The sequence below is a fragment of the Nocardioides daeguensis genome (genome assembly GCF_019192965.1).
Taxonomy (GTDB): domain Bacteria; phylum Actinomycetota; class Actinomycetes; order Propionibacteriales; family Nocardioidaceae; genus Nocardioides; species Nocardioides daeguensis.
In genome coordinates this window covers 1-22756 of the sequence record NZ_JAHTKU010000009.1, presented here as the reverse complement: position 1 = coordinate 22756, position 22756 = coordinate 1, and the positions used below count along the sequence as shown (strand labels likewise).

At 73.0% G+C, this 22756-nt stretch carries 23 protein-coding genes and 1 pseudogene; 6 read left to right on the top strand and 18 right to left on the bottom strand.

Annotated elements, in window-relative coordinates:
• Positions 1-686 (top strand): annotated as a pseudogene (locus tag KU893_RS07725) (hypothetical protein); the annotation flags it as partial.
• Positions 687-782: 96 nt separating this feature from the next.
• On the opposite strand, the gene hemB reads toward KU893_RS07725, so the two are convergent.
• The 9 genes from hemB to KU893_RS07680 all read right to left on the bottom strand — a co-directional run bounded on the left by hemB (position 783) and on the right by KU893_RS07680 (position 10565).
• Positions 783-1802: a porphobilinogen synthase gene (gene hemB, locus KU893_RS07720; protein ID WP_218233779.1), complete on the bottom strand. Its 1020-nt coding sequence runs from the start codon at positions 1800-1802 to the stop codon at positions 783-785.
• A gap of 17 nt (positions 1803-1819) precedes the next feature.
• Positions 1820-3157 carry a hypothetical protein gene (locus tag KU893_RS07715; protein ID WP_218233778.1) on the bottom strand — a complete coding sequence of 446 codons (1338 nt, stop codon included), beginning with the start codon at positions 3155-3157 and terminating at the stop codon, positions 1820-1822.
• On the bottom strand, positions 3151-3672 hold the full coding sequence (locus tag KU893_RS07710; RefSeq protein ID WP_218233777.1) for a SigE family RNA polymerase sigma factor: 522 nt from the start codon (positions 3670-3672) through the stop codon (positions 3151-3153). Before KU893_RS07710 ends, KU893_RS07715 begins: the two co-directional genes overlap by 7 nt.
• 164 nt (positions 3673-3836) lie before the next feature.
• Entirely contained in the window at positions 3837-5510 is a 1674-nt protein-coding gene (locus KU893_RS07705; RefSeq protein ID WP_218233776.1) for a bifunctional uroporphyrinogen-III C-methyltransferase/uroporphyrinogen-III synthase, read from the bottom strand.
• A complete protein-coding gene (gene hemC, locus KU893_RS07700; protein WP_218233775.1) occupies positions 5507-6538 on the bottom strand; it encodes a hydroxymethylbilane synthase in 1032 nt (343 codons plus the stop codon). Before hemC ends, KU893_RS07705 begins: the two co-directional genes overlap by 4 nt.
• A complete protein-coding gene (locus tag KU893_RS07695; RefSeq protein WP_218233774.1) occupies positions 6538-7842 on the bottom strand; it encodes a glutamyl-tRNA reductase in 1305 nt (434 codons plus the stop codon). Before KU893_RS07695 ends, hemC begins: the two co-directional genes overlap by 1 nt.
• Positions 7839-8528, bottom strand: coding sequence for a redox-sensing transcriptional repressor Rex (locus KU893_RS07690; protein WP_257440790.1), 690 nt, complete (start codon positions 8526-8528; stop codon positions 7839-7841). Before KU893_RS07690 ends, KU893_RS07695 begins: the two co-directional genes overlap by 4 nt.
• A gap of 160 nt (positions 8529-8688) precedes the next feature.
• Positions 8689-8943: a glutaredoxin family protein gene (locus KU893_RS07685; RefSeq protein WP_257440793.1), complete on the bottom strand. Its 255-nt coding sequence runs from the start codon at positions 8941-8943 to the stop codon at positions 8689-8691.
• A complete protein-coding gene (locus tag KU893_RS07680) occupies positions 8940-10565 on the bottom strand; it encodes an AMP-binding protein (RefSeq protein WP_218233773.1) in 1626 nt (541 codons plus the stop codon). Before KU893_RS07680 ends, KU893_RS07685 begins: the two co-directional genes overlap by 4 nt.
• Before the next feature lie 42 nt (positions 10566-10607).
• On the opposite strand from KU893_RS07680, the gene KU893_RS07675 reads away from it, so the two are divergent.
• From KU893_RS07675 to KU893_RS07665, 3 genes are all read left to right on the top strand, one after another.
• Complete coding sequence (locus KU893_RS07675; protein WP_218233772.1) at positions 10608-11495, top strand: HAD family hydrolase; 888 nt, start codon at positions 10608-10610, stop codon at positions 11493-11495.
• Between the two features lie 134 nt (positions 11496-11629).
• Positions 11630-12436, top strand: coding sequence for a sigma-70 family RNA polymerase sigma factor (locus KU893_RS07670; RefSeq protein WP_218233771.1), 807 nt, complete (start codon positions 11630-11632; stop codon positions 12434-12436).
• Positions 12437-12587: 151 nt separating this feature from the next.
• Positions 12588-13721 (top strand): DUF5667 domain-containing protein, encoded by a 1134-nt coding sequence (locus KU893_RS07665; RefSeq protein ID WP_218233770.1) that lies wholly within the window; start codon positions 12588-12590, stop codon positions 13719-13721.
• Between the two features lie 124 nt (positions 13722-13845).
• Here the strand turns inward: KU893_RS07665 and KU893_RS07660 are convergent, their stop codons facing one another.
• The 4 genes from KU893_RS07660 to KU893_RS07645 form a co-directional block, all read right to left on the bottom strand.
• On the bottom strand, positions 13846-15042 hold the full coding sequence (locus KU893_RS07660) for a lysophospholipid acyltransferase family protein (protein WP_218233769.1): 1197 nt from the start codon (positions 15040-15042) through the stop codon (positions 13846-13848).
• Positions 15035-16096, bottom strand: a complete 1062-nt coding sequence (locus tag KU893_RS07655; RefSeq protein WP_218233768.1) for an NAD-dependent epimerase/dehydratase family protein — start codon at positions 16094-16096, stop codon at positions 15035-15037. Before KU893_RS07655 ends, KU893_RS07660 begins: the two co-directional genes overlap by 8 nt.
• A gap of 44 nt (positions 16097-16140) precedes the next feature.
• Positions 16141-16242 carry a 30S ribosomal protein bS22 gene (locus KU893_RS07650; RefSeq protein ID WP_008356322.1) on the bottom strand — a complete coding sequence of 34 codons (102 nt, stop codon included), beginning with the start codon at positions 16240-16242 and terminating at the stop codon, positions 16141-16143.
• A 151-nt stretch (positions 16243-16393) separates the two neighbouring features.
• Positions 16394-16609, bottom strand: a complete 216-nt coding sequence (locus KU893_RS07645) for a helix-turn-helix domain-containing protein (protein WP_218233767.1) — start codon at positions 16607-16609, stop codon at positions 16394-16396.
• A 236-nt stretch (positions 16610-16845) separates the two neighbouring features.
• Here KU893_RS07645 and KU893_RS07640 point away from each other — a divergent pair, with 236 nt between their 5' ends.
• On the top strand, positions 16846-17538 hold the full coding sequence (locus tag KU893_RS07640; protein ID WP_218233766.1) for an HAD family hydrolase: 693 nt from the start codon (positions 16846-16848) through the stop codon (positions 17536-17538).
• 94 nt (positions 17539-17632) lie between these two features.
• Here the strand turns inward: KU893_RS07640 and proC are convergent, their stop codons facing one another.
• The 5 genes from proC to KU893_RS07615 form a co-directional block, all read right to left on the bottom strand.
• Positions 17633-18466: a pyrroline-5-carboxylate reductase gene (gene proC / locus KU893_RS07635; RefSeq protein WP_257440803.1), complete on the bottom strand. Its 834-nt coding sequence runs from the start codon at positions 18464-18466 to the stop codon at positions 17633-17635.
• A 142-nt stretch (positions 18467-18608) separates the two neighbouring features.
• Positions 18609-19343 carry an ABC transporter permease gene (locus KU893_RS07630; protein WP_218233765.1) on the bottom strand — a complete coding sequence of 245 codons (735 nt, stop codon included), beginning with the start codon at positions 19341-19343 and terminating at the stop codon, positions 18609-18611.
• Positions 19340-20059: an ABC transporter ATP-binding protein gene (locus tag KU893_RS07625; protein ID WP_218233764.1), complete on the bottom strand. Its 720-nt coding sequence runs from the start codon at positions 20057-20059 to the stop codon at positions 19340-19342. Before KU893_RS07625 ends, KU893_RS07630 begins: the two co-directional genes overlap by 4 nt.
• Positions 20056-20874: a sugar phosphate isomerase/epimerase family protein gene (locus KU893_RS07620; protein WP_218233763.1), complete on the bottom strand. Its 819-nt coding sequence runs from the start codon at positions 20872-20874 to the stop codon at positions 20056-20058. Before KU893_RS07620 ends, KU893_RS07625 begins: the two co-directional genes overlap by 4 nt.
• The gene (locus KU893_RS07615) at positions 20871-21809 is read right to left on the bottom strand and encodes a Ppx/GppA family phosphatase (RefSeq protein ID WP_218233762.1); all 939 of its coding nucleotides are present in this window, start codon (positions 21807-21809) and stop codon (positions 20871-20873) included. The genes KU893_RS07620 and KU893_RS07615 overlap by 4 nt, the downstream gene beginning before the upstream one ends.
• Before the next feature lie 57 nt (positions 21810-21866).
• Here KU893_RS07615 and KU893_RS07610 point away from each other — a divergent pair, with 57 nt between their 5' ends.
• Positions 21867-22628: a DUF3109 family protein gene (locus KU893_RS07610; RefSeq protein WP_218233761.1), complete on the top strand. Its 762-nt coding sequence runs from the start codon at positions 21867-21869 to the stop codon at positions 22626-22628.
• The last annotated feature ends 128 nt before the right edge of the window (positions 22629-22756 follow it).

Here is a 22756-nt window from a genome sequence, read left to right as displayed (position 1 = left end):
GGGGGGCCGCCCCTTTGCCCTCCCCCCGGGCGGGGGGGCGGGGCGGGGCCCCCCCCCCCCCCCACGACGCGGCCCGCAACCCGCAGGACGTCGACGACGCGGCCCTCGCCGCCGCGGTCTACCTGTGCTCGGGCGACGGCGACCTCTCCACGGTGGTCGGCCAGCGCGCCGCGGTCTACCGCTACAACCACAGCCAGGCGTACGTCGACCTGGTCCTCAAGATCATGAACGCCTACCTCGAGGGCGACTTCACCTCGGTGCCGAACAACTCGACCGCCGCGGGCTACGTCGTCCCCGAGCCGCCGAGCTTCGAGGTCCGCGGCCCCGGCAAGTTCAAGAACGGCAAGGGCAGCACCGAGGACACCACCACCGGTTCCCCGACGCCTCCGGCCGCCGACCCGGCCCAGGGCGCGGGCAGCGGTGACGGCGGCGTCGGCGGCACGCCGGCCAAGCCGACCCAGCCCAAGCCCTCCAGCCCGGAGCTCCCGAAGACCAACACCCCGCTCGACCCGGTCATCCAGGGCGTCGACGAGGGCGTCGGCGCGGTCACCTCGACCGCGATCAGCGGCATCCTCGGCCTGCTGACCAAGCAGGAGGCGGCCACCGCCTGCCAGGCGGAGTTCCCGAAGCTCACCCAGACGGTGCAGCTGCTGAACTGCCTGCTGAGCTACGGCCTCAAGCCGTAGCCACCCCGCACGACCCGCGAGAGCCCCGGACTGCCCCGCAGTCCGGGGCTCTCGCCCATTTCCGGGGCCGCGAGCCTCGGAGCGAGACCGGCCTACCTAGGAGCGGGCCAGGAGGCGCGCAGCCTCGGTGGCCCAGTAGGTGAGGATGATCCCGGCACCGGCCCGGCGGATCGAGGTCAGCGTCTCGAGGATGGCGGCCTCGCGGTCGATCCAGCCGTGGGCGGCGGCGGCCTCGACCATGGAGTACTCCCCCGAGATGTTGTACGCCGCCGTCGGCACGCCCAGCTCCGCGGCCGCGTCGGCCACCTGGCGCAGCACGTCGAGGTAGGCCAGGGCCGGCTTCACCATCACGACGTCGGCACCCTCCTCGATGTCGAGCAGCGCCTCGCGCACGCCCTCGCGCCCGTCGCGACGGCCGTCCTGCTGGTAGGTGCGGCGGTCGCCCTGCAGCGCGCTGTCGACGGCCTCGCGGAACGGGCCGTAGAAGGCGGAGGCGTACTTGGCCGAGTAGGCGAGGATCCCGGTGTCGGTGAACCCGGCGCGGTCGAGAGCGTCGCGGATCACGGCGACCTGGCCGTCCATCATGCCGCTGGGCCCGACCATCCCGGCGCCGGCCCGGGCCTGCACGACCGCCATGTCGGCGTACCGCTCCAAGGTGGCGTCGTTGTCGACCCGTCCGGCGCCGTCGAGGACGCCGCAGTGACCGTGGTCGGTGAACTCGTCGAGGCACAGGTCGCCCATCACGACCAGCGCGTCGCCGACCTCGCTGACGACGTCGGCGATCGCGACGTTGAGGATCCCGTCGGGGTCGGTCGCGCCGGACCCGGCCGCGTCCTTGGTCTCGGGCACGCCGAACAGCATGATCCCGCGCAGACCCGCCTCGGCCGCCTCGACCGCCGCCTTCCGCAGGGAGTCGCGGGTGTGCTGGACGACGCCCGGCATCGACCCGATCGGGGTCGGCTCGCTCGCGCCCTCACGGACGAACGCCGGCAGCACCAGCTGACCGGGCCGCAGCGTGGTCTCGGCGACGAGGTCACGCATCGCCGCCGAGGTCCGCAGGCGACGGGGACGGACGATCGGGCGCAGGATCTCGTTCACCCGCCCATTGTCCCGCATCCCTGGTGGACCGGCGCTCAGCGCCACCTCGCCAGCCACTGGGTGGCGCCCGGGATCGGCTCCTGCGGGTCGCTCGCCGTACCGACGGGCGTGTCCCACAGCAGGTAGCCGTCCGGCACCGGCCCGCCGAGCCCCCACGACGAGTTGCCGTCGGACACCCGGGCGAAGCGACCCGTGTCCGGCTCGTAGACGTAGGTCCCGGGCCGGGCCGGGTCGTGGGCGGTGACCCGGACGACGCCGCCGGTGACCCAGCCGTCGAGGCCGTTGCCCTGCAGGGTGGTCACCAGGTCGCCGTCGGTGGTGAGGACCTGGACCCGGTCGTCGCGACCGTTGTCGTAGGTGCCGCAGTACTGGCTGAGCACGATCCGGTCGTCGAGCGCGCCGAAGCCCAGCAGGTTGCAGCGCGCACCCGAGTGCGGGTCGAAGTCGTGCTCGGCGCCGGTGGCGAGGTCGCGGACGTGGATCCGGTCGTTCTTGCCGTTGGTCGCGGCCGACCACACCATCGCGTCGTCGGTGAACGCGATGTCTCCGACGCGCAGGCCCTCCTCGCGTGCGTCGGTGCTGTCGGTGAGCGACACCGACCACAGGTCGTAGGTCTCCCCGGTCGCACCGGCGTCGTCGGCCTCGCCGTCCGGGCCCGTCGGCCAGCCACCCGGCGGCGGGCTGCCGACGGTGGCGGGAACGCCGACGTACAGCCGCCCGCCCGGGCCGATCTCGGTCTTGGACAGGTCGGCCTCGTCCGGGAGCCCGGCCCACGCGATCGACGCCCAGGTCCGCGCCGCGCGGTCGTACACCCAGGCCCGCAGGCCGGTGCCGCGGTCGTTGCCGGCCGTCAGCAGCACCAGGCGGTCCCGGCCGAGCTCGAGCGGGAAGACCTGCTGGTGCTCCGGGAAGCGGGGCAGCCAGTCCTTGTGGCCCGTCGCCGGGTCGAGCAGGGCGTACCTCATGGAGTTCTCGGGCCCGTGCGGACCGTCGCGGAACAGGATCTTCCCGTCCTCGGTCACCCCGTCGAAGTACCGGCCGTTCGCGGCGTCCAGGTTGTCGTTGGTCTGGGACGCGACGACGTCGTAGTCGACGCCCTCCTTCGCCTGCCGGGCATCGGCGAGCCGGACGACCGGCCCCTCCGGACGCGGTACGGCGCTCGCGGCCGGTGTGTCCCGGCCGTCGGCGTCGCGGCCCACGACCGTGCCCAGGGCCACCGTGCCGACCACCACGACGGCCAGTCCGCCGGCGAGGCGCGCGCGGCGCCGCCGTAGCCGCTGCCGGCCACCGGCCAGCACCGTGGCCAGGTCGATGTCGTCTGCCGGCGGGGCGGCGGCCGCGTCGTGCAGCAGGGCCCGCATGTCGTTCACCATGTTCCAGCTCCCAGGGTCAGCTCGCCCAGCGACGAGTCCTCGAACACGGAGCGGAGCCGATCCAGCGCACGCGCGGTCTGGCTCTTGACGGTGCCCTCGCTGCAACCGAGCGCCTTCGCGGTGTCGGCGACACTGAGGTCGTCGAAGTAGCGCAGCACGACGCAGGCCCGCTGCCGCGGCGGCAGCTCGGCCATCACCTGCAGCAGGGTCTCCCGGGCGCTGACCAGCTCGGCGACGTCGACGCCGTCGGGCCGGTGCACGTCGGGCTCGACGACCAGCTCGCTGCTCGACCGGCGCCGGGCGTGGTCGAGCACCACGCTGACCAGAGCCCGGCGGGCGTAGGCGTACTCACGCCCGGCCCGGGTCAGTCGCGGCCACGCGACGTACACCCGGATCAGTGCGTCCTGGACGTGGTCCGCCGCCCGGTCCCAGTCACCGCACAGCAGGTACGCCGTGCGGCGCAGCCGGTCGCGCGAGCCTTGGGCGAAGGCGACGAACTCGCTGTCGTCACGCATCGGTCATCCGCTCCATGACGGACCCAACGTGGTGACCACCTGATCAGGTTGCACGGCAGCCGCTTGTAACTAAGTGTTACAGCTCCGATTTGGGACGCAAGTGGCCCAAGTGGTGGAAAACCGTGCTGTAACACTTAGTTACATGTGGCGCGTGCCCTACCGGGTCAGGCCTTCCGTCGGCGAGCGGACGGCTTGCGGTCGCTCGGCTTGGTGACCGGCTCACCGGCCTCGAGCATCGCGGCCCGACGGCTCGCGCCGAAGCCGGCGAGGGCCTCGACGAGCAGCTCGACGTCCGGCTTGGGGGCCAGCACGTCGACCCGCAGGCCGTGCTCCTCGGCGGTCTTCGCCGTGGCGGGCCCGATCACCGCGATGATCGTCGACGGGTGCGGCTTGCCGGCGATGCCGACCAGGTTGCGCACGGTCGAGGACGAGGTGAACACGACGGCGTCGAACTTGCCGGTCTTGATCGCGTCGCGGGTCGGCGCCGGCGGCGGGGCGGCCCGGACGGTGCGGTACGCCGTGACGTCGTCGCACTCCCAACCGAGATCGATCAGGCCGGCGACCAGGTTCTCGGTCGCGATGTCGGCGCGCGGCAGGAACACCCGGTTGATCGGGTCCAGCTGCTCGTCGTACTCGGGCCAGTCCTCGAGGAGCCCGGCGGCGGACTGCTCGCCCGAGGGGACGAGGTCGGCGCGCAGGCCCCAGTCGGCGATCGCCTGGGCGGTCTTCTCACCGACGGCGGCGATCTTCAGCCCGGAGAAGGCACGGGCGTCGAGGCCGTACTCCTCGAACTTCTCGCGCACGGCCTTCACGGCGTTCACCGAGGTGAACGCGATCCACTCGTAGCGGCCCTCGACGAGGCCGCGGACGGCCTTGTCCATCTGCTGCGGGTTGCGCGGCGGCTCGACGGAGATCGTGGGGACCTCCTCCGGGACGCCACCGAACTCGCGGATCCGGTTGGACAGCGACGCGGACTGCTCCTTGGTGCGCGGCACCAGCACCCGCCAGCCGAACAGCGGCTTGGTCTCGAACCACGACAGCTTCTCGCGCAGGTCGACGACGGCACCGATGACCGTGATCGCCGGCGGGGCGATCCGGGCGGCGCGGGCGTCGGCGGCGATGTGCTCGAGCGTGGAGGTGATCGTCTCCTGCTCGGTGGTCGTGCCGACCCGGGTCATCGCGACCGGGGTGCGCGGCGAGCGGCCGATGGCGATGAGCTGCTTGGCGATGTCGCCGATCTGGCCCACGGCCGAGAGCAGCACCAGGGTCGGGGTGTCGGCGTACCGGGTCCAGTCGACCTTGTCGCCGCAGGTCACCACGGCCACCTCACGGTGGTCCTTGGTGGTCAGCGGGATGCCGGCGTACGCCGGGACGGCGCCGACCGAGGAGACGCCGGGGACGACCTCGAAGGCGAGGCCGGCCTTGGCGACCGCCTGGGCCTCCTCCGGACCGGACGCGTAGAGGAACGGGTCGCCGCCGAGGAGGCGGACGACGCGCAGGCCGCGCTTGGCCTGCTTGACGACGACCTTGGCGCGGGCGGCGTGGGTCAGCGGCTGGCCGTCCTCGCCGAAGCCGCCGTCGACGATCTCGGGAGCGGGAGCCTGCTCCTCGCCGACCTGCGCGGCACGGGCGCGCACCACCGCGACCAGGTCGGCGTGACCCGGGTCCTCGGTGATGACGACGTCGGCGTCCTCGATCAGCCTCACGGCGCGCACGGTCAGCAGGTCGGGATCACCGGGACCAGTGCCGACGAAGGCCGTGAAGCCGGAGCCTCCGGGGTGGACCTGGGCGGCGGCGGGAGTCGAAGCAGCCTTCTTGGCTGTCGTGGCTCGCGTCATGGGTTGGGCACCTCTGCAGATCGTGCGGATGGGTGGGAGTTCGAGTCGGTGGGGCGGGACTGCTCGCCCCGCGGCTGCGTGAGCTGTGCCATCAGCTCCGCGGCTCCGTCGGCGAGCATCTCGGCGCCGAGATCGCCGCCGAGCTTGGCGGCGTCGGCGGCCCAGGACGCGCCGTCGGCGCCGAGCGCGGCCGAGGCGGAGCGACGCAGGGACAGCGCGCCGTCCTCGGACAAGATCACGGCCCGCAGCCACAGCTCGGGCCCCTCGTCGCCGTCGGCGACCTCGGCCAGGGCACCGATCGGGGCGGCGCAGCCACCCTCGAGCGTGGCCATGAGCGTGCGCTCGGCGGTGACGGCGGCCCGGGTGCCGGCGTCGTCGAGCCGGGCGAGCAGGGCGAGCGTGGCGGTGTCGTCGCTGCGGCACTCGACGGCCAGGGCCCCCTGCCCGGGGGCCGGCAGCACCTGGAGCGGGTCGAGCACCTCGGTGGCCTCGTCGGCCCGGCCCAGCCGGGCCAGCCCGGCGCGGGCGAGCACGACGGCGTCGTAGGTGCCCTCGGCGATCCGGCCGATCCGGGTGTCGACGTTGCCGCGGACCCCGACCAGCTCGACACCGAGACCGAGCGCCTCGATCTGCGCGACCCGGCGCGGCGACCCGGTGGCGACCTTGCTGCCCGGGGGCAGCTCGCCGAGGGTGAGGCCGTCGCGGGCGACGACGACGTCACGCGGGTCCTCCCGGGGAGGGACGGCGGCCAGCACGATCCCCTCGGTGGAGTACGTCGGCAGGTCCTTGAGCGAGTGGACGGCGACGTCGACCTCGCCGGCGAGCAGCGCGTCGCGCAGCGCGCTGACGAACACCCCCGTCGAGGGCGCGCCGGTGAGCGGGACACCACCGGCCTGGCTGCGGTCGCCGTCGGTGGTGATCTCGACCAGCTCGGTCGCCGTGCCGAGCGCCTCGAGGGCGTCGGCGACGTGCCCGGACTGGGTGGTCGCGAGGATGCTGCGGCGGGTGCCGATGCGCAGGGCGGCCATCACCGGCCCTCCTCACCGACGACGGGGCGGGTGACGGCATCGACCGCGTCCGGGTCGAGCGCGAACAGCTCGGCCAGCGCAGCGGCGTACGAGACGGCGCCCTGCTCGTTGGCGAGCTCCTTGACCCGGACGGTCGGCTCGTGGAGCAGCTTGTCGGCGACCCGACGCACGGCGTGCCGGATCTCCTCGCGGGTCGCCTCGTCGAGGTCCGGCAGCCGGCCCTCGAGCCGGGTCATCTCGGCGTCCACGACGCCGGTGGCCATGGAACGGAGCGCGACCACGGTCGGGGTGACGCTCGCCTGACGGCGGGCGGCGAGAACGGCGGCGACCTCCTCGCCGAGGATCCGGCGCACCTCCTGGACCTCGCGGCCGGTCGGACCGCCGTGGAGCAGGTCGGCGAGCTCGGCGAGCCCGACGCGTCGTACGCCGGGCAGGTCGGCCACGTCCGGCGCGATGTCGTGGGGCAGCGCGAGGTCGATCAGGGCCAGCGGCCGATCGACGTCGCCGCGGACACGGGACAGCAGCGCGCGGTCGATGACCGTGCCGGTCGAGCCGGTGCAGCTGATCACGATGTCGGCACGAGCCAGCTCCTCGCCGAGGTCGGCCAACGGGACGGCCTCGCCGGCGTACTGCACGGCCAGGCGGACCGCGCGGTCCAGGGACCGGTTCACGATCGAGAGGCGACCGGCGCCGAGACGGCTGGCGGTCGCGGTCGCGAGTCCGGCCATCGCTCCGGCACCGACCACGACGACGTACTTGCCCTCGGTCGGGCCGACGACCTTGGCCGTCTCCTCGAGCGCGGCGCTGACCAGGGTCGGGGCGACCTGGTCGATCTCGGTCTCCGCACGGGTGCGCTTGCCGACCCGCAGCGCCTGCTGGAAGAGCAGGTTGAGCGCGGGGCCGACGGTGCCGAGCTCCTGGCCTCGGCGCAGTGCCTCGCGGGCCTGGCCGAGGATCTGGCCCTCGCCGACCGCCATCGAGTCGAGGCCGGCGGCCACCTGGAACAGGTGGGAGATGGCGCCGTCGTCGTAGTGGACGTAGAGGTGCGGGAGCATCGCCTCGGTCGTCTCCCCGGCCCGGTCGACCAGGAGGCGGGAGATCTGCTCGATGCTGCCGTGGAAGCGCTCGACCTCGGTGTAGATCTCGAGGCGGTTGCAGGTCGCGATGACCGTCGCCTCGCTGACGTGCTCGCACGACGCGGCGTCGGTGATCAGCTTGTGCACGCCGTCGCGGTCGAGCGCGACCCGCTCGAGCAGGGAGACCGGCGCGGAATTGTGGGAGATCCCCACGACGAGCACGCTCACGCGGCACCTCCATCGGCGTTGGTCGGGTCGGCCCCGTTGGCCTTGCGCTGCTCGTGGTAGGCGAGGATCTGCAGCTCGATCGACAGGTCGACCTTGCGCACGTCGACGCCCTCGGGAACCGCCACGACGGCCGGCGCGAAGTTGAGGATGCTGGTGATGCCGATCGCGACCATCCGGTCGGCGACGTCCTGCGCGGCGAAGGCCGGGGTGGCGATCACGCCGATCGCGACGTCGTGCTCGCGCACGATCTCCTCCAGGTCGTCGAACGGCCGGACGACGACGCCCGCCACCGTCTGCCCGACGAGCGCGGGGTCGGCGTCGAGCAGCGCGACGACCCGGAAGCCACGGCTGCGGAAGCCGGAGTAGTTGGCCAGCGCGTGCCCGAGGTTGCCGATGCCGACGATGACGACCGGCCAGTCCTGGGTGACCCCGATCTCACGGGCGATCTGGTAGCGGAGGTAGTCGACGTCGTACCCGACCCCGCGGGTGCCGTAGCTGCCGAGGTAGGAGAGGTCCTTGCGCAGCTTGGCGCTGTTGACGCCCGCCGCCGTCGCCAGGTCCTCGCTCGAGCACGTGCGGATCCCGCTGTCGGCCAGGGCCGTCAGCGCCCGCAGGTAGACAGGCAGGCGGGCGACCGTGGCCTCCGGGATGACCCGGGTGGCATCCGTCGAACTCCGTGTGGTCACAGCTCCACTTTCCAGCCGCACGATCGGGCGTCAACCACGCGGCTCGATCACTGTAGGAGTTTGTGAACGTGGGAACAAAATGGACGAAAGGCCCCCGGATCAGGTACGGGCAAACGCCGTGGTAAGCGTCACCGGATCCGGCGCCTCGCCCGGTGCGTCGTCAGCGCAGTGCGGCCCGCAGCCGGTCGGGGCTGACCCGCCAGAAGTCGTGCTGGCGACCGTCCACGAAGGTCACCGGGATCTCGTTGGCGAAGCGGTCGGCGAGGACCGGGTCGTCGTCGATCGAGACCTCGTCGTAGGACTCGCCGAGCTCGGCACAGACCGCCTCGATCACCGCGCGGGCGTCGTCGCACAGATGGCAGCCGGGCCGGCTGTAGAGCGTGACCCGCGCGCTCGCGCCGCTCACGCCGCTCACTCCAGGATCCCCAGTGCCTTGCGCCGCTCGGCGCCGCGGAGCACGCCCTTGCGGATCTTGCCGGTCACGGTGCGCGGCAGGGCGGTGACGACCTCGACCCGCAGCGGCCGCTTGTACGGCGCCAGCTGCTCGGCCGCCGCGGCCCGGACTGCGGACACGACGGCATCGGCACCGGCTCCGGTCACCTCACCGCTCTCGGGCACGACGTAGGCGATGACCGCCTCGCCGGTCCGCTCGTCGGGGACACCGAGCACCGCCGCCTGGCGCACGCCCGCGACGCCCTCGAGCACGGCCTCGACCTCGGTCGGGTAGACGTTGAAGCCGGAGACGATGACCAGCTCCTTGACCCGGTCGACCAGGAACAGGTCGCCGTCGGCGTCCAGGAAGCCGACGTCGCCGGTGGACCACCAGCCGTCGGCGGCGGGCCCGTCCTGGCCGTCGGGCCAGTAGCCGCTGAACAGGTTGCGGCCGCGGATCTGGATCTCGCCGGGGTCGTCGACGGCCGCATCGTCGAGCGGCACGCCCTCCTCGTCGACGAGGCGGATGTCGATGCCGTCGAGCGCCGCGCCGACCGAGCCCGGCTTCGCCTCGGCCGAGCGCAGGGTGCTGGTGACGACCGGCGAGGCCTCGGTGAGGCCGTAGCCCTGGTGGATCGGGACCCGGGCGAGGGCGCCGAACTCCTCGACCGTCTCGGCGGCGAGCGGCGCGGAGCCGGACAGGATCATCCGCACCGGGCCGAGTCGCTCGGCGAGGGCGTCGACGCCCCGCCAGGCCGCGAACACCGGCGGCGCGACCGGGACGACGCTGCACGCCTCGTCCTCGACCAGGTCGAGGGTGCCCTCGGGGTCGAACCGCTCGGCCAGCACCAGCTTGGCGCGATGCCGGATCACGCCGCCCAGCACGGCTCCGAGCCCGTAGACGTGGAACAGGGGGAGCACGCCGAGCACGACGTCGTCGGAGTGGATCATCGGCGGGTGGACCGCGGCGACCTGGTCGACGTTGGCGAGCAGGGCGCGGTGCGTGAGCATCGCGGCTCGCGGCCGGCCCGACGTGCCACTGGTGTAGAGCAGGACCGCGAGCTTCTCGGGGTCCTGCAGCGGCGGGACCGGCACGGCCGGCTCGGCCCGCAGGTCGGCGTACGTGATCTCGGTGGGCCCGGCCGCGCCGGCCTCGGCGCCGACGAGCACGATCCGCGGGGCGGGGCGGTGCTCGTCGTGCGCGGCGGCAGCGACCTCGGCGCGGCTCACGGCGTCACGGGCCGCGGCGACGGTCCCGCCGTCGGCCAGCACCAGACGCGCGCCGCAGTCGACGAGCATCGCGGCCAGCTCGGTGGGCGTGGAGCCGGGGTTGACCGGTACGGCGACCGCCTGGGCACGCAGCACTCCGAGGTAGCCGGTGACGAACTCGAGCCGGTTGCCGAGCACCAGCATCACGCGGTTGCCGGCGAGCACACCCGCCCGCCCCAGGCCGGTCGCGACCCGGGCGACCTCGTCCTCGAGCTCGGCCCAGGTCAGGCCCCGGCCGCCGGCCTCGACGACCGCGAGCCGTTCGGGATGCTCGGCGGCGGCGGACGCGACGAGGGCGGCCACGTCGGGGACAGCGGAGGCGTCCGGCAACGGCATGGAGGGATCCTACGCGCGCGCCGGTTCTTCTAGGGTGGGCGCATGGTGCCGCCCGCTGACCGCCCCCGACGGCTCAACCTGCAGCAACGTTCGCGCCTGGCGGGCGAGGCCGCGGCGGCGGCCGCCGAGGTCGAGAGGGCGCTCGCGCAGCCGGTCGACCCGATGGCAGCGGCCTTCTTCGACGTCGACAACACGGTGATGCAGGGCGCCAGCATCTTCCACCTGGCCAAGGGCCTGTACCGGCGCAAGTTCTTCACGACCCGCGACCTCGTCGGGGCGGCGTACAAGCAGGCGTACTTCCGCATCGCCGGCGTCGAGGACCCCGAGCACGTCGCCGAGGCCCGCAACTCCGCGCTCGCCTTCATCGCCGGGCACACCGTGCAGGAGCTCGAGGAGATCGGCGAGGAGATCTTCGACGAGGCGATGGCCCACCGGATCTGGCCCGGCACCCGGGCGCTCGCACAGATGCACCTCGACCAGGGCCAGCGGGTGTGGCTGGTCACCGCGGCGCCGATCGAGATCGCCAGCCTGATCGCCCGCCGGCTCGGCCTGACCGGAGCCCTCGGCACGGTCGCCGAGCACGTCGACGGGACCTACACCGGCAGGCTCGTCGGCGACATGCTCCACGGGCCCGCCAAGGCGGTCGCCATCACCGCGCTCGCGGAGCGGGAGGGCCTCGACCTGTCCCTGTGCTCGGCCTACAGCGACTCCGCCAACGACCTGCCGATGCTCAGCCTGGTCGGCGACCCGTGCGCCATCAACCCGGACGCGAGACTGCGCGCCCACGCCCGGGCCCGCGGCTGGCGGATCCATGACTACCGCACCGGACGCAAGGCGGCCCGGGCCGGGCTGATCGCCGGATCGGCGGCCACCGGCGCGGCGATCGCCGGGGCCGTCGTCCGGCGCCAGGTGCGTCGCCACGTCTCCTGACGGCCGCGCTACCGGAGCGCGACGTGGTCACTTTGGGTGGTCCGCAATCCGGTCGACCGGTTCCCGCGTTCCGGTTCCACTGCGCAAGGATCGCCCGTAGGATCCCCTCCGGGGGCGTTAGGGAGGGGACCCGCATGACCTGGCAGCGAACCGACCTGTCGCGAGGGCTGGACGCCCTGCGCGCGGCCGTTCTCGCTGCGTTGTGCCCCCAGGCCGGCCTCCAGCCCGCGCTCGCCGGGGCCGGCGCGGCCCTCGGCCCGGACCGGGGGCGTCGTACCCCCGACCGCTGGCTGCTGAGCGAGGCCACCGCGGAGACCGAGGGGTTCGACCGCGACGCCACGTCCGGCTTCGACGACGCCACGCTCGCCACCTCCTCCGAGGACTCCCCCGAGGCCCGGGAGCGACTGATCGCGCTGGTCGAGCTGGCCCGCGGCGGGGACGCCGAGGCGTTCGGGCAGCTCTACGACCACTACCAGCCGTCGGTCTACCGGTTCCTCTACTACCGCACCCGCTCCGTCGTGGTCGCCGAGGACCTCTGTTCGGAGACCTTCTTCCGCGCGCTGCGCAACATGTCGTCCTTCCGCTGGCAGGGCAAGGACTTCGGCGCCTGGCTGATGACCATCGCCCGCAACCTGGCCACCGACCACTTCAAGGCGGGCCGCACCCGCCTTGAGCTGACCACCGAGGACATGGGCCAGCACGACGACGCGACCGAGGGACCCGAGAACGCCGTCCTCGCGAGCCTCACCAACGAGATCCTGCTCGAGTCGCTCACCAAGCTCCCCAACGAGCAGCGCGACTGCCTGATCATGCGCTTCCTGCAGGGCATGAGCATCGCCGAGACCGCCGCCGCCCTCGGGCGCAGCGACGGCGCGATCAAGCAGCTCCAGCTGCGCGGGGTGCGCAACCTGGCCAAGCTGATGCCCGAGGGTCTGCGATGAGGACGCAGCGGCCGATGGTCATTTCGGACTACGCCGCCCTGACCTGCCGGACCGTAACCAGCTCCGTCGTCGAGTCGTTGGACGTCCGAGAGAACACGAGGGCGTGCTCCGCGGGAGCCGCCGCCCTCCCGACACGAGGACGGTCGTTGTGATGCGCGGGAACGCCTGGTCGCGCGGCGCCGAGGACTTCGACGCTCTGGTCTCCGGCCGCGCCGGTGACTCGGAGGCGCACGCCGATCTCCTCGAGCTGGTCGCGGCCCTGCGCGCCGTGCCGCCCGTGACCGCCCGTCCCGAGTTCGTCTCCTCCCTGCGCACCCAGCTGATCGCCGCCGCCGAGCGCGAGCCGGCCCGCACCGAGGAGGACCTGGCCCTCCGGCTCACGCCGCGCCAGCGCCGGGGCTCCCGCGAGCGCCGTCTGGCTGCCGTCATCGGCGGCTTCGCCGTCGTCTCGGCGACCGGCTCGATGGCGATGGCCTCCCAGGACGCGCTGCCGGGCGACGTCCTCTACCCGGTCAAGCGCGCGATCGAGGACGCGCAGACCAACCTGCAGCCCGACGGTGCCGCGAAGGCCGACGCCCTGATCTCGCACGCCGAGGCCCGCCTCGACGAGCTCCAGTCGCTCCTGGCCCACGACGCGGAGGCCGACGAGGTCAACGCGACCCTCCAGGACTTCACCGACCAGGCCCGTCAGGCTTCCGGGTTCGCGCTCGAGGACTACGCGGCCACCGGCAAGTCCGGCCGGATCGTCGACCTGCGCGCGTTCGCCGGCGACAGCATGGACGTCCTGGCCGGCCTCGGCCCGCTCGTCCCGTCCGAGAGCCGCTCGGCCCTGATCACCGCGACCCAGACGATCCGCCAGATCGACGTGTCCGCGTGGGAGGCCTGCCCGACCTGTGCCGGCGGCGCGGTCACCGAGGTCCCCGACTTCGCGACCCTCCCGCTCAGCGCGGTCCTCAGCGGTGATCTCACCGCCTCGGTGACCGACGCGGCGCCGCTGCCGACCAAGAAGGACAAGGCGCCGCAGGCGCCGGCCACGCCGGCCCCGACCACCGTCGCGCCGCCGCTGCTGCCGCCGGTCGAGCTCCCGACGGTCCCGAACCCGACCAAGTCCCCGACGAACCCGCTGGGCGAGACCGTCGAGGGCGTCACGAAGGGTCTCACCGACACCCTCGGCATCAACGGCGGCTCCCAGACGACCGACGGCACCGCGACCGACCCCGGTCTCGTGCCCGGCCTGGTCGACGGCCTGACCGGCATCGTCGGCGGCCTGCTCGGCGGCAAGTGAACGCGGATCTGGTCATCGAGCTCGCTCGATGACCAGATGACCACACGCGAAGGTCGAGCAGCGTCACTCACGCCGTGCCCGCGAGCGACGCGTCGCCGTTCGCAGCACGGCAGGCCGCGCGGCCTCAGCGGAAGACCGACTCCCGCTGCATGAGCAGGCTGTACAGCGTCTGCTGGATGGTCTCGCGGACCTGGTCGGTCACGTTGAAGACCAGCATCGGGTCGTCGGCCGCGCCGTCGTCGTACTCGTCGGTGCGGATCGGCTCGCCGAACTCGAGCAGCCACTTCGACGGCAGCGGCACCAGACCGAGCGGGCCGAGCAGCGGGAAGAGCGGCGTGATCGGGATGTAGGGCACGCCGAGCAGGCGGGCCAGCGAGGGGATGTTGCCGACGAGCGGGTAGATCTCCTCCGCGCCGACCACGGAGAGCGGCACGATCGGGACTCCGGTGCGCAGCGCGGCCGACACGAAGCCGCCGCGGCCGAACCGCTGGAGCTTGTAGCGCTCCGAGAACGGCTTGCCGATGCCCTTGAATCCCTCGGGCCACACCCCGACGAGCTCGCCGCCGCGCAGCATCCGCTCGGCGTCCTCGCTGCAGGCCAGCGTGGCGCCGCCCTTGCGGGCCACGGCGCCGACCACGGGCAGCCGGAACACCAGGTCGGCGCCGAGCGGGCGCAGGAAGCGGCCGGTGTGGTCGTGGATCGACACCATCGTCATCAGTCCGTCGACCGGGATGGTGCCGGAGTGGTTGGAGACGACGAGGGCGCCGCCCTCGGCCGGGATGTTCTCGACCCCGCGGACCTCGATCCGGAACCACTTCTGCGCGACCGGGCGCAGCGCCGCCATGAAGAAGCGCTCGGTGACCTCGGCGTCGAAGCCGTACTCGTCGACCGTGTAGTCGCCGGTCACGCGGCGACGCAGGAATGCCAGGAAGCGGGCCAGCTGGGGCTCCCACTGCTCGCCGAACAGCTCCTTGCTGGCGTGCTGGAAGGCGGCCAGCCAGTCGCCGACCGGGATGCCGGCGAGCGGGCCCGCGCCGCGCTCCTCGGCGCGCGTGCCCGACGTGGCAGCCGGCCCGGCCACGGGCACGTCGGACGGCGGGTCGAGCAGCGACGGCGACGCGACGACCGGGGCGTCCTCGACGGCGGGCCGCTCCTGGTCCGCAGCACCCTGCTCGGCCGGCGCCGGCTTCTTCGCGGGCGCCTTGCGCGGCGGCGTGCTGCCCTTCGGTGCGAGACCGCGGGCCGCGGCCGAGGGCCGCTTGCCGGTGCCGCGGCCGGGCTGGCCGCGGGTGCCGATCGGGATGATCTCGGCGTCAGCCATCCGTTCCTCCCGCGAGGGCGAGCTGGGTGGGGCGGTCGTCCTCGACCGCGGGCAGCCGCTCGGCCAGCGAGCCGAGCAGGCGTTCGGTGCGGCGCGACCCCGGAGGGAGCGAGGCGGCGAACTCGGCGAAGGCCGAGGCCGTCGTGTAGTGCGGCTCGAACCCGAGCTCGTTGCGCATCCGCGTGGTGTCGACGCCGCGGCCGTAGGTCAAGAAGGCGACCAGCTCGGGCGACAGGTCGGCCCGGCGCACCGACTTGAGCACCGACCCGAGGCCGCCGAAGGCGACGCCGGGCACGGCGATGTTGGGCCGGTCGGCGCGGCGCAGCGCCTGCGAGAGCATCAGCAGGCCGTCACCGGCGACGTTGAAGGTGCCACCGACGTCCTCGCGCACGGCATGACGCAGGACCCGGTTGAGGTCGGTCTCGTGCAGGAACTGCAGGCGCGGGTCGAACCCGAGCACGGTGGGGATGACCGGCAGCCGGAAGTACGACGCGAGCGGGCTCTCGACGCGCGGTCCGATGACGTTGGCACAGCGCAGCAGCGTGGTCGTCACGTCGGGACGACGGCGCGCGAAGCCGCGGACGTACTGCTCGACCTCGGCGACGTCCTTGGCGTAGCCGGTGCGGGCGGGACGCCGGGGCTGCATGTCCTCGGTGAACATGGCGGGGTCGCGGCTGCTGGCGCCGTACGCCGTCGTCGAGGACTTCACGACCAGGGTGCGCAGCCCCTCGGCCTTCTGGCAGGCCGCGAGGAGCTGCATCGTCCCGATGACGTTGAGCTCCTTCATGGTGCCGCGGGCACCGGCGGAGCCGGGGGTCGCGATCACGCTCATGTGGACGACGGTGTCGACGTCCTCCTTCGCGATGACCTTCGCGATGATCGGGTTGCGGATGTCCGCGCGCACGAAGGTGACGTCGCCGAGGTCGCCCCGCGGGGGGACGACGTCGACACCGACGACCCGGTCGATCCCGGGGTCGGTGGCCAGGGTGCGCGCAAGGGTGCGGCCGAGGTCTCGCGAGACCCCCGTGACCAGCACCGTGCGTCCGGCACCCATCTCCACCGACTCCTCGGAATCAGGAAGCTACTGGTTGGCTCGGATCACTTACCGAGCTTGCGACGCTGGACGCGCGTCTTCTTGAGCAGCTTGCGGTGCTTCTTCTTCGCCATGCGCTTGCGGCGCTTCTTGATGACAGAACCCACGTGGAACCTCTCCGGAGCGCCGGGCGCGGCAGCGCTCGGCGTGACGTACGACGCTCCGGGGACTCCGGAGCACCGGGTCAGCCTATCCGGACCCGCGTGAGCGCGAAGAATCGACCGGCTCGTGAGCACACGCGCCGGATCCGCGAGGCGCTCAGCCGGCGGAGTAGAAGGACTTGCGCAGGTACTCGTTGACGTCGTCCTCGGTGACCCTGAACGAGCGGCCGACCCGCACGGCCGGAAGCTCGCCGCTGTGCACCAGGCGGTAGACGGTCATCTTCGAGACGCGCATGACCGACGCGACCTCAGCGATGGTAAGGAACTTCGGGTCCGGGAGGGACTCGGTGCGCTCGCGCGACGAAGGAGCCATGACAAACCAACTTTCCGCGTCCGGCGTCACCGCCTTCCCCAGCTGTGATCAGCCGGACGCCACTGGCGTGAGAATAGGGCCAGATGTGACTCGTGGGGAAGAGATGAACCAGTGAAACTTTCCCGATCCGGCGTGTCGTCTTGACCCGGAGCCTCACTCGCCACCCGAACCACACCGATGTGATCCGCTCCGACCGGCCCGGGCCGGTGTCGGTGGGCACTGGCAGACTGCTCCGCATGTCCTTCCAGGCGCTCCTCCTCGACCTGGACGACACCCTCTTCGACCACCGCGGCGCCGCCGACCGAGGGCTGCGCACCTGGCTGGCCGGGCTCGGGCTCGCGCAGACGCCGGGCGAGCTCGAGGAGCACGTCGAGCGCTGGTTCGTGCTGGAGACCCGCCACCATGAGCGCGCCCAACGCGGCGAGGTGAGCTTCGTCGAGCACCGCCGCGCCCGGATCCGCGACTTCCTGCCGGGCTGGGACCTGGCCGACGACGCCCTCGCCGACGACGTCTACGCCGGCTTCCTGGCCTGCTACCGCGCCGCCTGGCGGGCTTTCGACGACGCCGGGGCGGCGATCGACGCCGCCCGCGCGGCCGGGATCCCCGTGGGCATCCTCACCAACGGCGACCAGGCGGTGCAGACCGAGAAGGTGCGCCGCACCGGCCTGCTCCGTCCCGACGTCCCCGTGTTCGCCTCGTCGTCGCTACCGGCCGCCAAGCCGGACGCCCGCTCCTACCTGACCGCGTGCCGTTCGCTCGACGCCGACCCGGCGGCGACGCTGATGGTCGGCGACTCGCTGCGCCACGACGTCGTCGGCGCCCAGCGGGCCGGCCTCAAGGCGCTGCTGCTCGACCGCCACGGCCGTCACGACGCCCGCCGTACCGGCGTGCGGGTCCAGACCGTGCGCAGCCTGACCGAGGTGGCGTAGCTCCGCGCCCCCTGCGGATGGGCTGCGGATCGGCGAGATCGTCGACCAATCCGCATGGGGTGCGGCACCCGCCAGGTGCAGGCTGGGCGAGAGGTCAGGAGCCGAGCTCGCGCGAGCGGTCGCGGGCGGCCTCGAGGGCGGCGAGGAAGGCGGCGCGCACGCGGTGCACCTCGAGCTCGCGCAGGGCCGCGGCCGTCGTACCACCGGGCGAGGTGACCTGCTCGCGCAGCACCGCAGGGTGTTCGCCGGTCTCGCGCAGCATCGTCGCCGAGCCCAGCAGGGTCTGGATGACCAGCTCGTGGGCGATGGTCCGCGGCAGACCGAGGTGGACCCCGGCCTCGATCATCGACTCGACCACGAAGAAGACGTACGCCGGCCCGGAGCCGCTGATCGCCGTGACGGCGTCCTGCTGCTTCTCGGGCACCTGCACGACGCGGCCGACCGAGGCCATCAGCTCCTCGGCCTCGGCCAGGTGGCCCTCGTCGCAGTGGGTGCCGGGCGAGATCGCCGCCATGCCCTGGTCGACGAGCGCGGGCGTGTTGGGCATGACCCGGACGACGGCGACGCCGTCAGGAACGCGGGCCTCGACGAAGCCGGTGGTGATGCCGGCCGCGAGGGAGACGAGGAGCTGGCCGGGACGCAGCGTCGGGCCGAGCTCGGTGAGCACGTCGGCCATGTCCTGAGGCTTGACGACCAGGAGCACGGTGTCGGCGGCAGCGGCCTGGGCGACGTCGTCGACCACCCGGACGCCGTACTTGTCGGCGAGCTCGGCGGCGCGCTCGGCCCGCTTCTCGACGACCACGAGCGACCCGGGGGCGCGGCCGGCCCGGATCAGGCCGGACAGCAGGGTCTCCCCCATCACGCCAGCACCGATGACTGCGGTCCGCTTCTCGCCCACGCCCTGCTCACTCCCGTCCTGGGTGGTCACCGTCTGGAGACCAACGACGTGACGAAGAGTCTCAGGTCGGCGGGACGCTCCGCCACTCGCCGCACCCGACAGCCGTGCCACTCGGTGCCGTCGCGGCCGGGACCGGTCACCCGTCCGCACCCGACGGGGCGGGCGCCCCCGGTCATTCGGTACGACGGCGCAGGGTCGCCGCGCCGAGAGCCAGCGCGGCGACCGCGAACGCCACCACGATCCCGAGGTCGCGCCACACCGCGCCGGTGCGAGCCGTGGTCGCGAGGTGCTCCATCGCGTCGACCGCCCAGGTCAGCGGCATCACGTCGGCGATCCTCTCGAGCACCCGCGGCAGCCGGTCGCGCGGGACGATCAGCCCGCAGAGCAGGATCTGCGGCACCACGATCGCCGGCAGGAACTGCACCGCCTGGAACTCGGTGCGGGCGAAGGCGGACACGAACAGGCCCAGCGCCGTCCCCAGCACGGCGTCGACGACACCCACGAGCACGAGCAGCACGTCGGGGCCGCGCAGGTCGAGGTCGAGCAGCCCGACCGCGACACCCGCGGCGAGCGCCGCCTGCACGGCGGCGATCGCGCCGAACGCGAGCGCATAGCCGACCAGGAAGTCGAGGCGGCCCATCGGCATCGTGAAGAGCCGTTCGAGGGTGCCGCCGGACCGCTCGCGCAGCGTGGTGATGCTGGTGACCAGGAACATCACGAAGAACGGGAAGATCGCCAGCAGGGCGGGCCCGATCCGGTCGAAGACCAGCGGCTGGTCCCAGAAGATCCACCACAGCAGCGCCTGCAGCAGGCACGGCACGAGCAGCAGCATCGCGAGCGTGCGGTGGTCGCGGCGCAGCTGGGTGAGCACCCGGACGGCGATCGCCAGCGTCACCCGGGGCGTCACGCGATCCCCCGCCCCTCGACGAGGGCCAGGAAGGCGGACTCGATGTCGGCCACGCCCTGCGCCGCCTTGATCTCGCCGGGCGCACCATCGGCGATGATCCGGCCCTCCCGCATCAGCAGCAACGTGTCGCAGCGCTCGGCCTCGTCCATCACGTGGCTGGAGACGAGGACCGCCGTCCCGGTGTCGGCGACCCGGTGGAAGAGCGCCCACAGGTCGCGGCGCAGCACCGGGTCGAGGCCGACCGTCGGCTCGTCGAGCACCAGCAACGCCGGGCTGCCCAGCAGCGCCACCGCCAACCCGACGCGCGAGCGCTGGCCGCCGCTGAGGCGGCCGACGACCACGCCGCCCTGGCCGGTCAGGTCGACCGACGCGAGCGCGGCCTCGGCCGCGGCGGGCGGAAGGCCGAGCACCCGGGCGAAGAAGCGGAGGTTCTCCAGGACCGCCAGGTCGTCGTACACACTGGAGGACTGGGTCTGGTAGCCGACCCGGTCGCGCAGCGCAGCGCTGCCGGCCGGCTCGCCGAGGACGGTCACGGTCCCGGCGGCGACCCGCTGCACGCCGGCGATCGAGCGCAGCAGCGTGGACTTGCCGCAGCCGGACGGGCCGAGCAGGCCGGTGACGCCGGCGCCGATGGTCAGGTCGAGGCCGTCGATGACCGCCGTCCCACCCCGGACGACCCGGAGCCCGGCGATCTCGACCGCGCTCACCGGGCTCACCGCCCGTCCGTGTCCGGCACAGGTACGGCGCCCAGGTGCTCGATCGCGAACTCGAGCGAGGCGCGCAGGTCGGCCTCACGCTCCTCGCGTGTGGTGCAGCGCCGGGTGTTGATCTCGAGCACGACCTCGCCGGCGAAGCCGGTCGCGGCGAGGTGCTGCAGGAATACGTCGGCGCCCATGTCGCCGCGGCCGGGCACGAGGTGCTCGTCCTTGGCGGAGTCGGTGCCGTCGGTGAGGTGGATGTGGCGCAGCCGGGGGCCGAGCCGCTCGGCCATCGCGACCGGGTCGGACTGGGCGATCGCCGCGTGGGACAGGTCGATCGTGGTGTTGGCGTAGGGCTCGTCGGAGGGATCCCAGCCGGGCAGGTACATCTCGAGGCGGCGCCGCGAGGTCCGCCACGGGTACATGTTCTCGACGGCGAACGCGATGCCCGAGGACTCCTCCAGCGCGGCGATCCCGTTGACGAAGTCCCGGGCGTACTCCTTCTGCCAGCGGAACGGGGGGTGCACGACCACCACCTCCGCGCCGACTGCCTTCGCCATCGCCGCGGACCGCTGGAGCTTGCCCCAGGGCTCGACGCCCCAGACCCGCTGGGTGAACAGCAGGCAGGGCGCGTGGATCGCGCTGACCGGCAGCCCGTGGTGCTCGGAGAGCTGGCGGACGGCGTCGACCTGCTGGGAGAGCGCGTCGATGCCGACCATCACCTCGACCGCCTCGTAGCCGACCGCGGCGGCGTACCCGAACGCGTGGGCCGTCGACTCCGGGTAGACCGAGCTCGTGGAGAGCCCGATCCGGGGACGGCCCCGCTCGCTCATGACGGGTCGGTGACGCTCAGCTTGTCGATCCGCTCGAGGATCACGCCCTCACGCAGGGCCCACGGGCAGATCTCCAGCTCGGACAGGTCGAAGATGTCCATGCAGGCCTCGGCGACCAGCGCGCCGGGCACGATCTGGTGCGCCCGGTCCGAGGAGACCCCCGGCAGCGCCGCCAGCTCCTCGGGCGTCATCGCCACCAGCTTCGGGATCCACTGACGCAGCTCGACCAACGGCAGGGTCCGGGGGACCAGCGGTCCGTCCGCGGACGGCGCGGCACCGCAGATGCGGGCCAGGGAGCGGAAGGTCTTCGAGGTCGCGGACGCCCGATGCGTCGTACCCGCCCGCAGCAGGTGGCCCGCGTCGCGCGCGATCTCGGCGCGGATCCGGCGCCGGATCCGGCGCAGCTGGTCCTCGTCGGGTCGCGCTGCGAACTCCGCCCGCGCCAGCCGGGCGGCGCCCAGCGGCAGCGACCACGCGACGTCGGGCCGCTCGTCGGAGCCGGCCGCGATCTCCAGCGAGCCGCCACCGATGTCGAACACCGCGAGGCGGCCGGCCGACCAACCGAACCAGCGTCGTACGGCCAAGAAGGTGAGCCGCGCCTCGTCCTCGCCCGGCAGCACCTCGATCCGCACCCCGGTCTCGGCCTCGACGTGGGCCAGAACCTGCTCGGAGTTGCCGGCGTCGCGGACCGCGGAGGTCGCGAAGGGCAGCATCTCCTCGCAACCCTTCTCCTCGGCCACGATCAGCGCCTGGGCGGTGAACGCCGTCAGCGCGGCGATGCCCGTCGGCGACACGTCGCCGTTCTCGTCGAGGTGCTCGGCCAGCCGCAGCGGCTCCTTGTAGGAGTACGCCGGCAGCGGCGCCGCGCCTCCGTGGGCGTCGACCACCAGGAGGTGGCCGGTGTTCGAGCCGATGTCGAGCACGCCCAGACGCATGCGTCCACGGTACTAGCCGACGCCGGAGCGCCGTGCACGGTGATCTAGATTTGCGCGGTGCCCGAGGTCTCTCTCGACTTCCCCCGTGCGTGGGTGGAGTTCATCAACCCGGCCGACGAGAGCGAGGTCCTCAAGTGTGACCTCACCTGGCTCACGTCGTCCTTCACCTGCATCTTCGGCAGCGGCTGCGCCGGCATCTACGCCGACTCCCCCGACGTCGGCTGCTGCACGCTCGGCGCGCACTTCGCCGACAAGGCCGACGAGAAGCGGGTCGCCGGCTTCGTCGAGCAGCTCACGCCGGCGCAGTGGCAGTCCCACCCGGGCCGCCCGGTCAAGCGCAAGGACTGGGTCGAGAAGGACGAGGACGGCGAGCGGAAGACCCGCATGCACGAGGTCGACGGCCAACGCTCCTGCGTGTTCTCCAACCGGCCGGGCTTCGCCGGCGGCGCGGGCTGCGCGCTGCACGGCCTCGCGCTCGAGCTCGGCCGCAACCCGCTGGAGACCAAGCCCGACGTGTGCTGGCAGCTCCCGATCCGCCGTACCTTCCGCGAGATCGAGCGGATGGACGGCACGTCGTACGTCGAGGTGACCATCACCGAGTACGACCGTCGCGGCTGGGGCGCCGGCGGCCACGACCTCGACTGGTACTGCTCCGGCAACACCGAGGCCCACGTGGGCGTCGAGCCGGTCTACGTCACCAACGAGGCCGAGCTCGTGGCGCTGATGGGACAGGAGGCGTACGACGAGCTGGTGCGTCACTGCGAGGCCCATCTGCGCTCCCGATCCGCCCTCGCCCTGCACCCGGCCGACCCTCGCTGAGCCCTGATCCACCGCCGTTGATTCTTGATCGGTGATTTCACTAGATCGTTGTGGGAGCCAGGCCGTTGGCGTGGCTGACCTGCCGGCCTGCACCGGCTCTTCCACTTCGGTCCTTGGTTGCGCCGCCG

Excerpts from the sequence above, each read along its gene's own strand:
- hemC (WP_218233775.1), bottom strand. The coding sequence starts at position 6,538 with ATGGCCGCCCTGCGCATCGGCACCCGCCGCAGCATCCTCGCGACCACC.
- KU893_RS07715 (WP_218233778.1), bottom strand. The coding sequence starts at position 3,157 with ATGGTGAACGACATGCGGGCCCTGCTGCACGACGCGGCCGCCGCCCCG.
- KU893_RS07680 (WP_218233773.1), bottom strand. The coding sequence starts at position 10,565 with ATGCCGTTGCCGGACGCCTCCGCTGTCCCCGACGTGGCCGCCCTCGTC.
- hemB (WP_218233779.1), bottom strand. The coding sequence starts at position 1,802 with ATGCGGGACAATGGGCGGGTGAACGAGATCCTGCGCCCGATCGTCCGT.
- KU893_RS07705 (WP_218233776.1), bottom strand. The coding sequence starts at position 5,510 with ATGACGCGAGCCACGACAGCCAAGAAGGCTGCTTCGACTCCCGCCGCC.
- KU893_RS07655 (WP_218233768.1), bottom strand. The coding sequence starts at position 16,096 with ATGGGTGCCGGACGCACGGTGCTGGTCACGGGGGTCTCGCGAGACCTC.
- KU893_RS07645 (WP_218233767.1), bottom strand. The coding sequence starts at position 16,609 with ATGGCTCCTTCGTCGCGCGAGCGCACCGAGTCCCTCCCGGACCCGAAG.
- KU893_RS07660 (WP_218233769.1), bottom strand. The coding sequence starts at position 15,042 with ATGGCTGACGCCGAGATCATCCCGATCGGCACCCGCGGCCAGCCCGGC.
- KU893_RS07710 (WP_218233777.1), bottom strand. The coding sequence starts at position 3,672 with ATGCGTGACGACAGCGAGTTCGTCGCCTTCGCCCAAGGCTCGCGCGAC.
- KU893_RS07620 (WP_218233763.1), bottom strand. The coding sequence starts at position 20,874 with ATGAGCGAGCGGGGCCGTCCCCGGATCGGGCTCTCCACGAGCTCGGTC.
- KU893_RS07670 (WP_218233771.1), top strand. The coding sequence starts at position 11,630 with ATGACCTGGCAGCGAACCGACCTGTCGCGAGGGCTGGACGCCCTGCGC.
- KU893_RS07665 (WP_218233770.1), top strand. The coding sequence starts at position 12,588 with ATGCGCGGGAACGCCTGGTCGCGCGGCGCCGAGGACTTCGACGCTCTG.
- KU893_RS07615 (WP_218233762.1), bottom strand. The coding sequence starts at position 21,809 with ATGCGTCTGGGCGTGCTCGACATCGGCTCGAACACCGGCCACCTCCTG.
- KU893_RS07640 (WP_218233766.1), top strand. The coding sequence starts at position 16,846 with ATGTCCTTCCAGGCGCTCCTCCTCGACCTGGACGACACCCTCTTCGAC.
- KU893_RS07675 (WP_218233772.1), top strand. The coding sequence starts at position 10,608 with ATGGTGCCGCCCGCTGACCGCCCCCGACGGCTCAACCTGCAGCAACGT.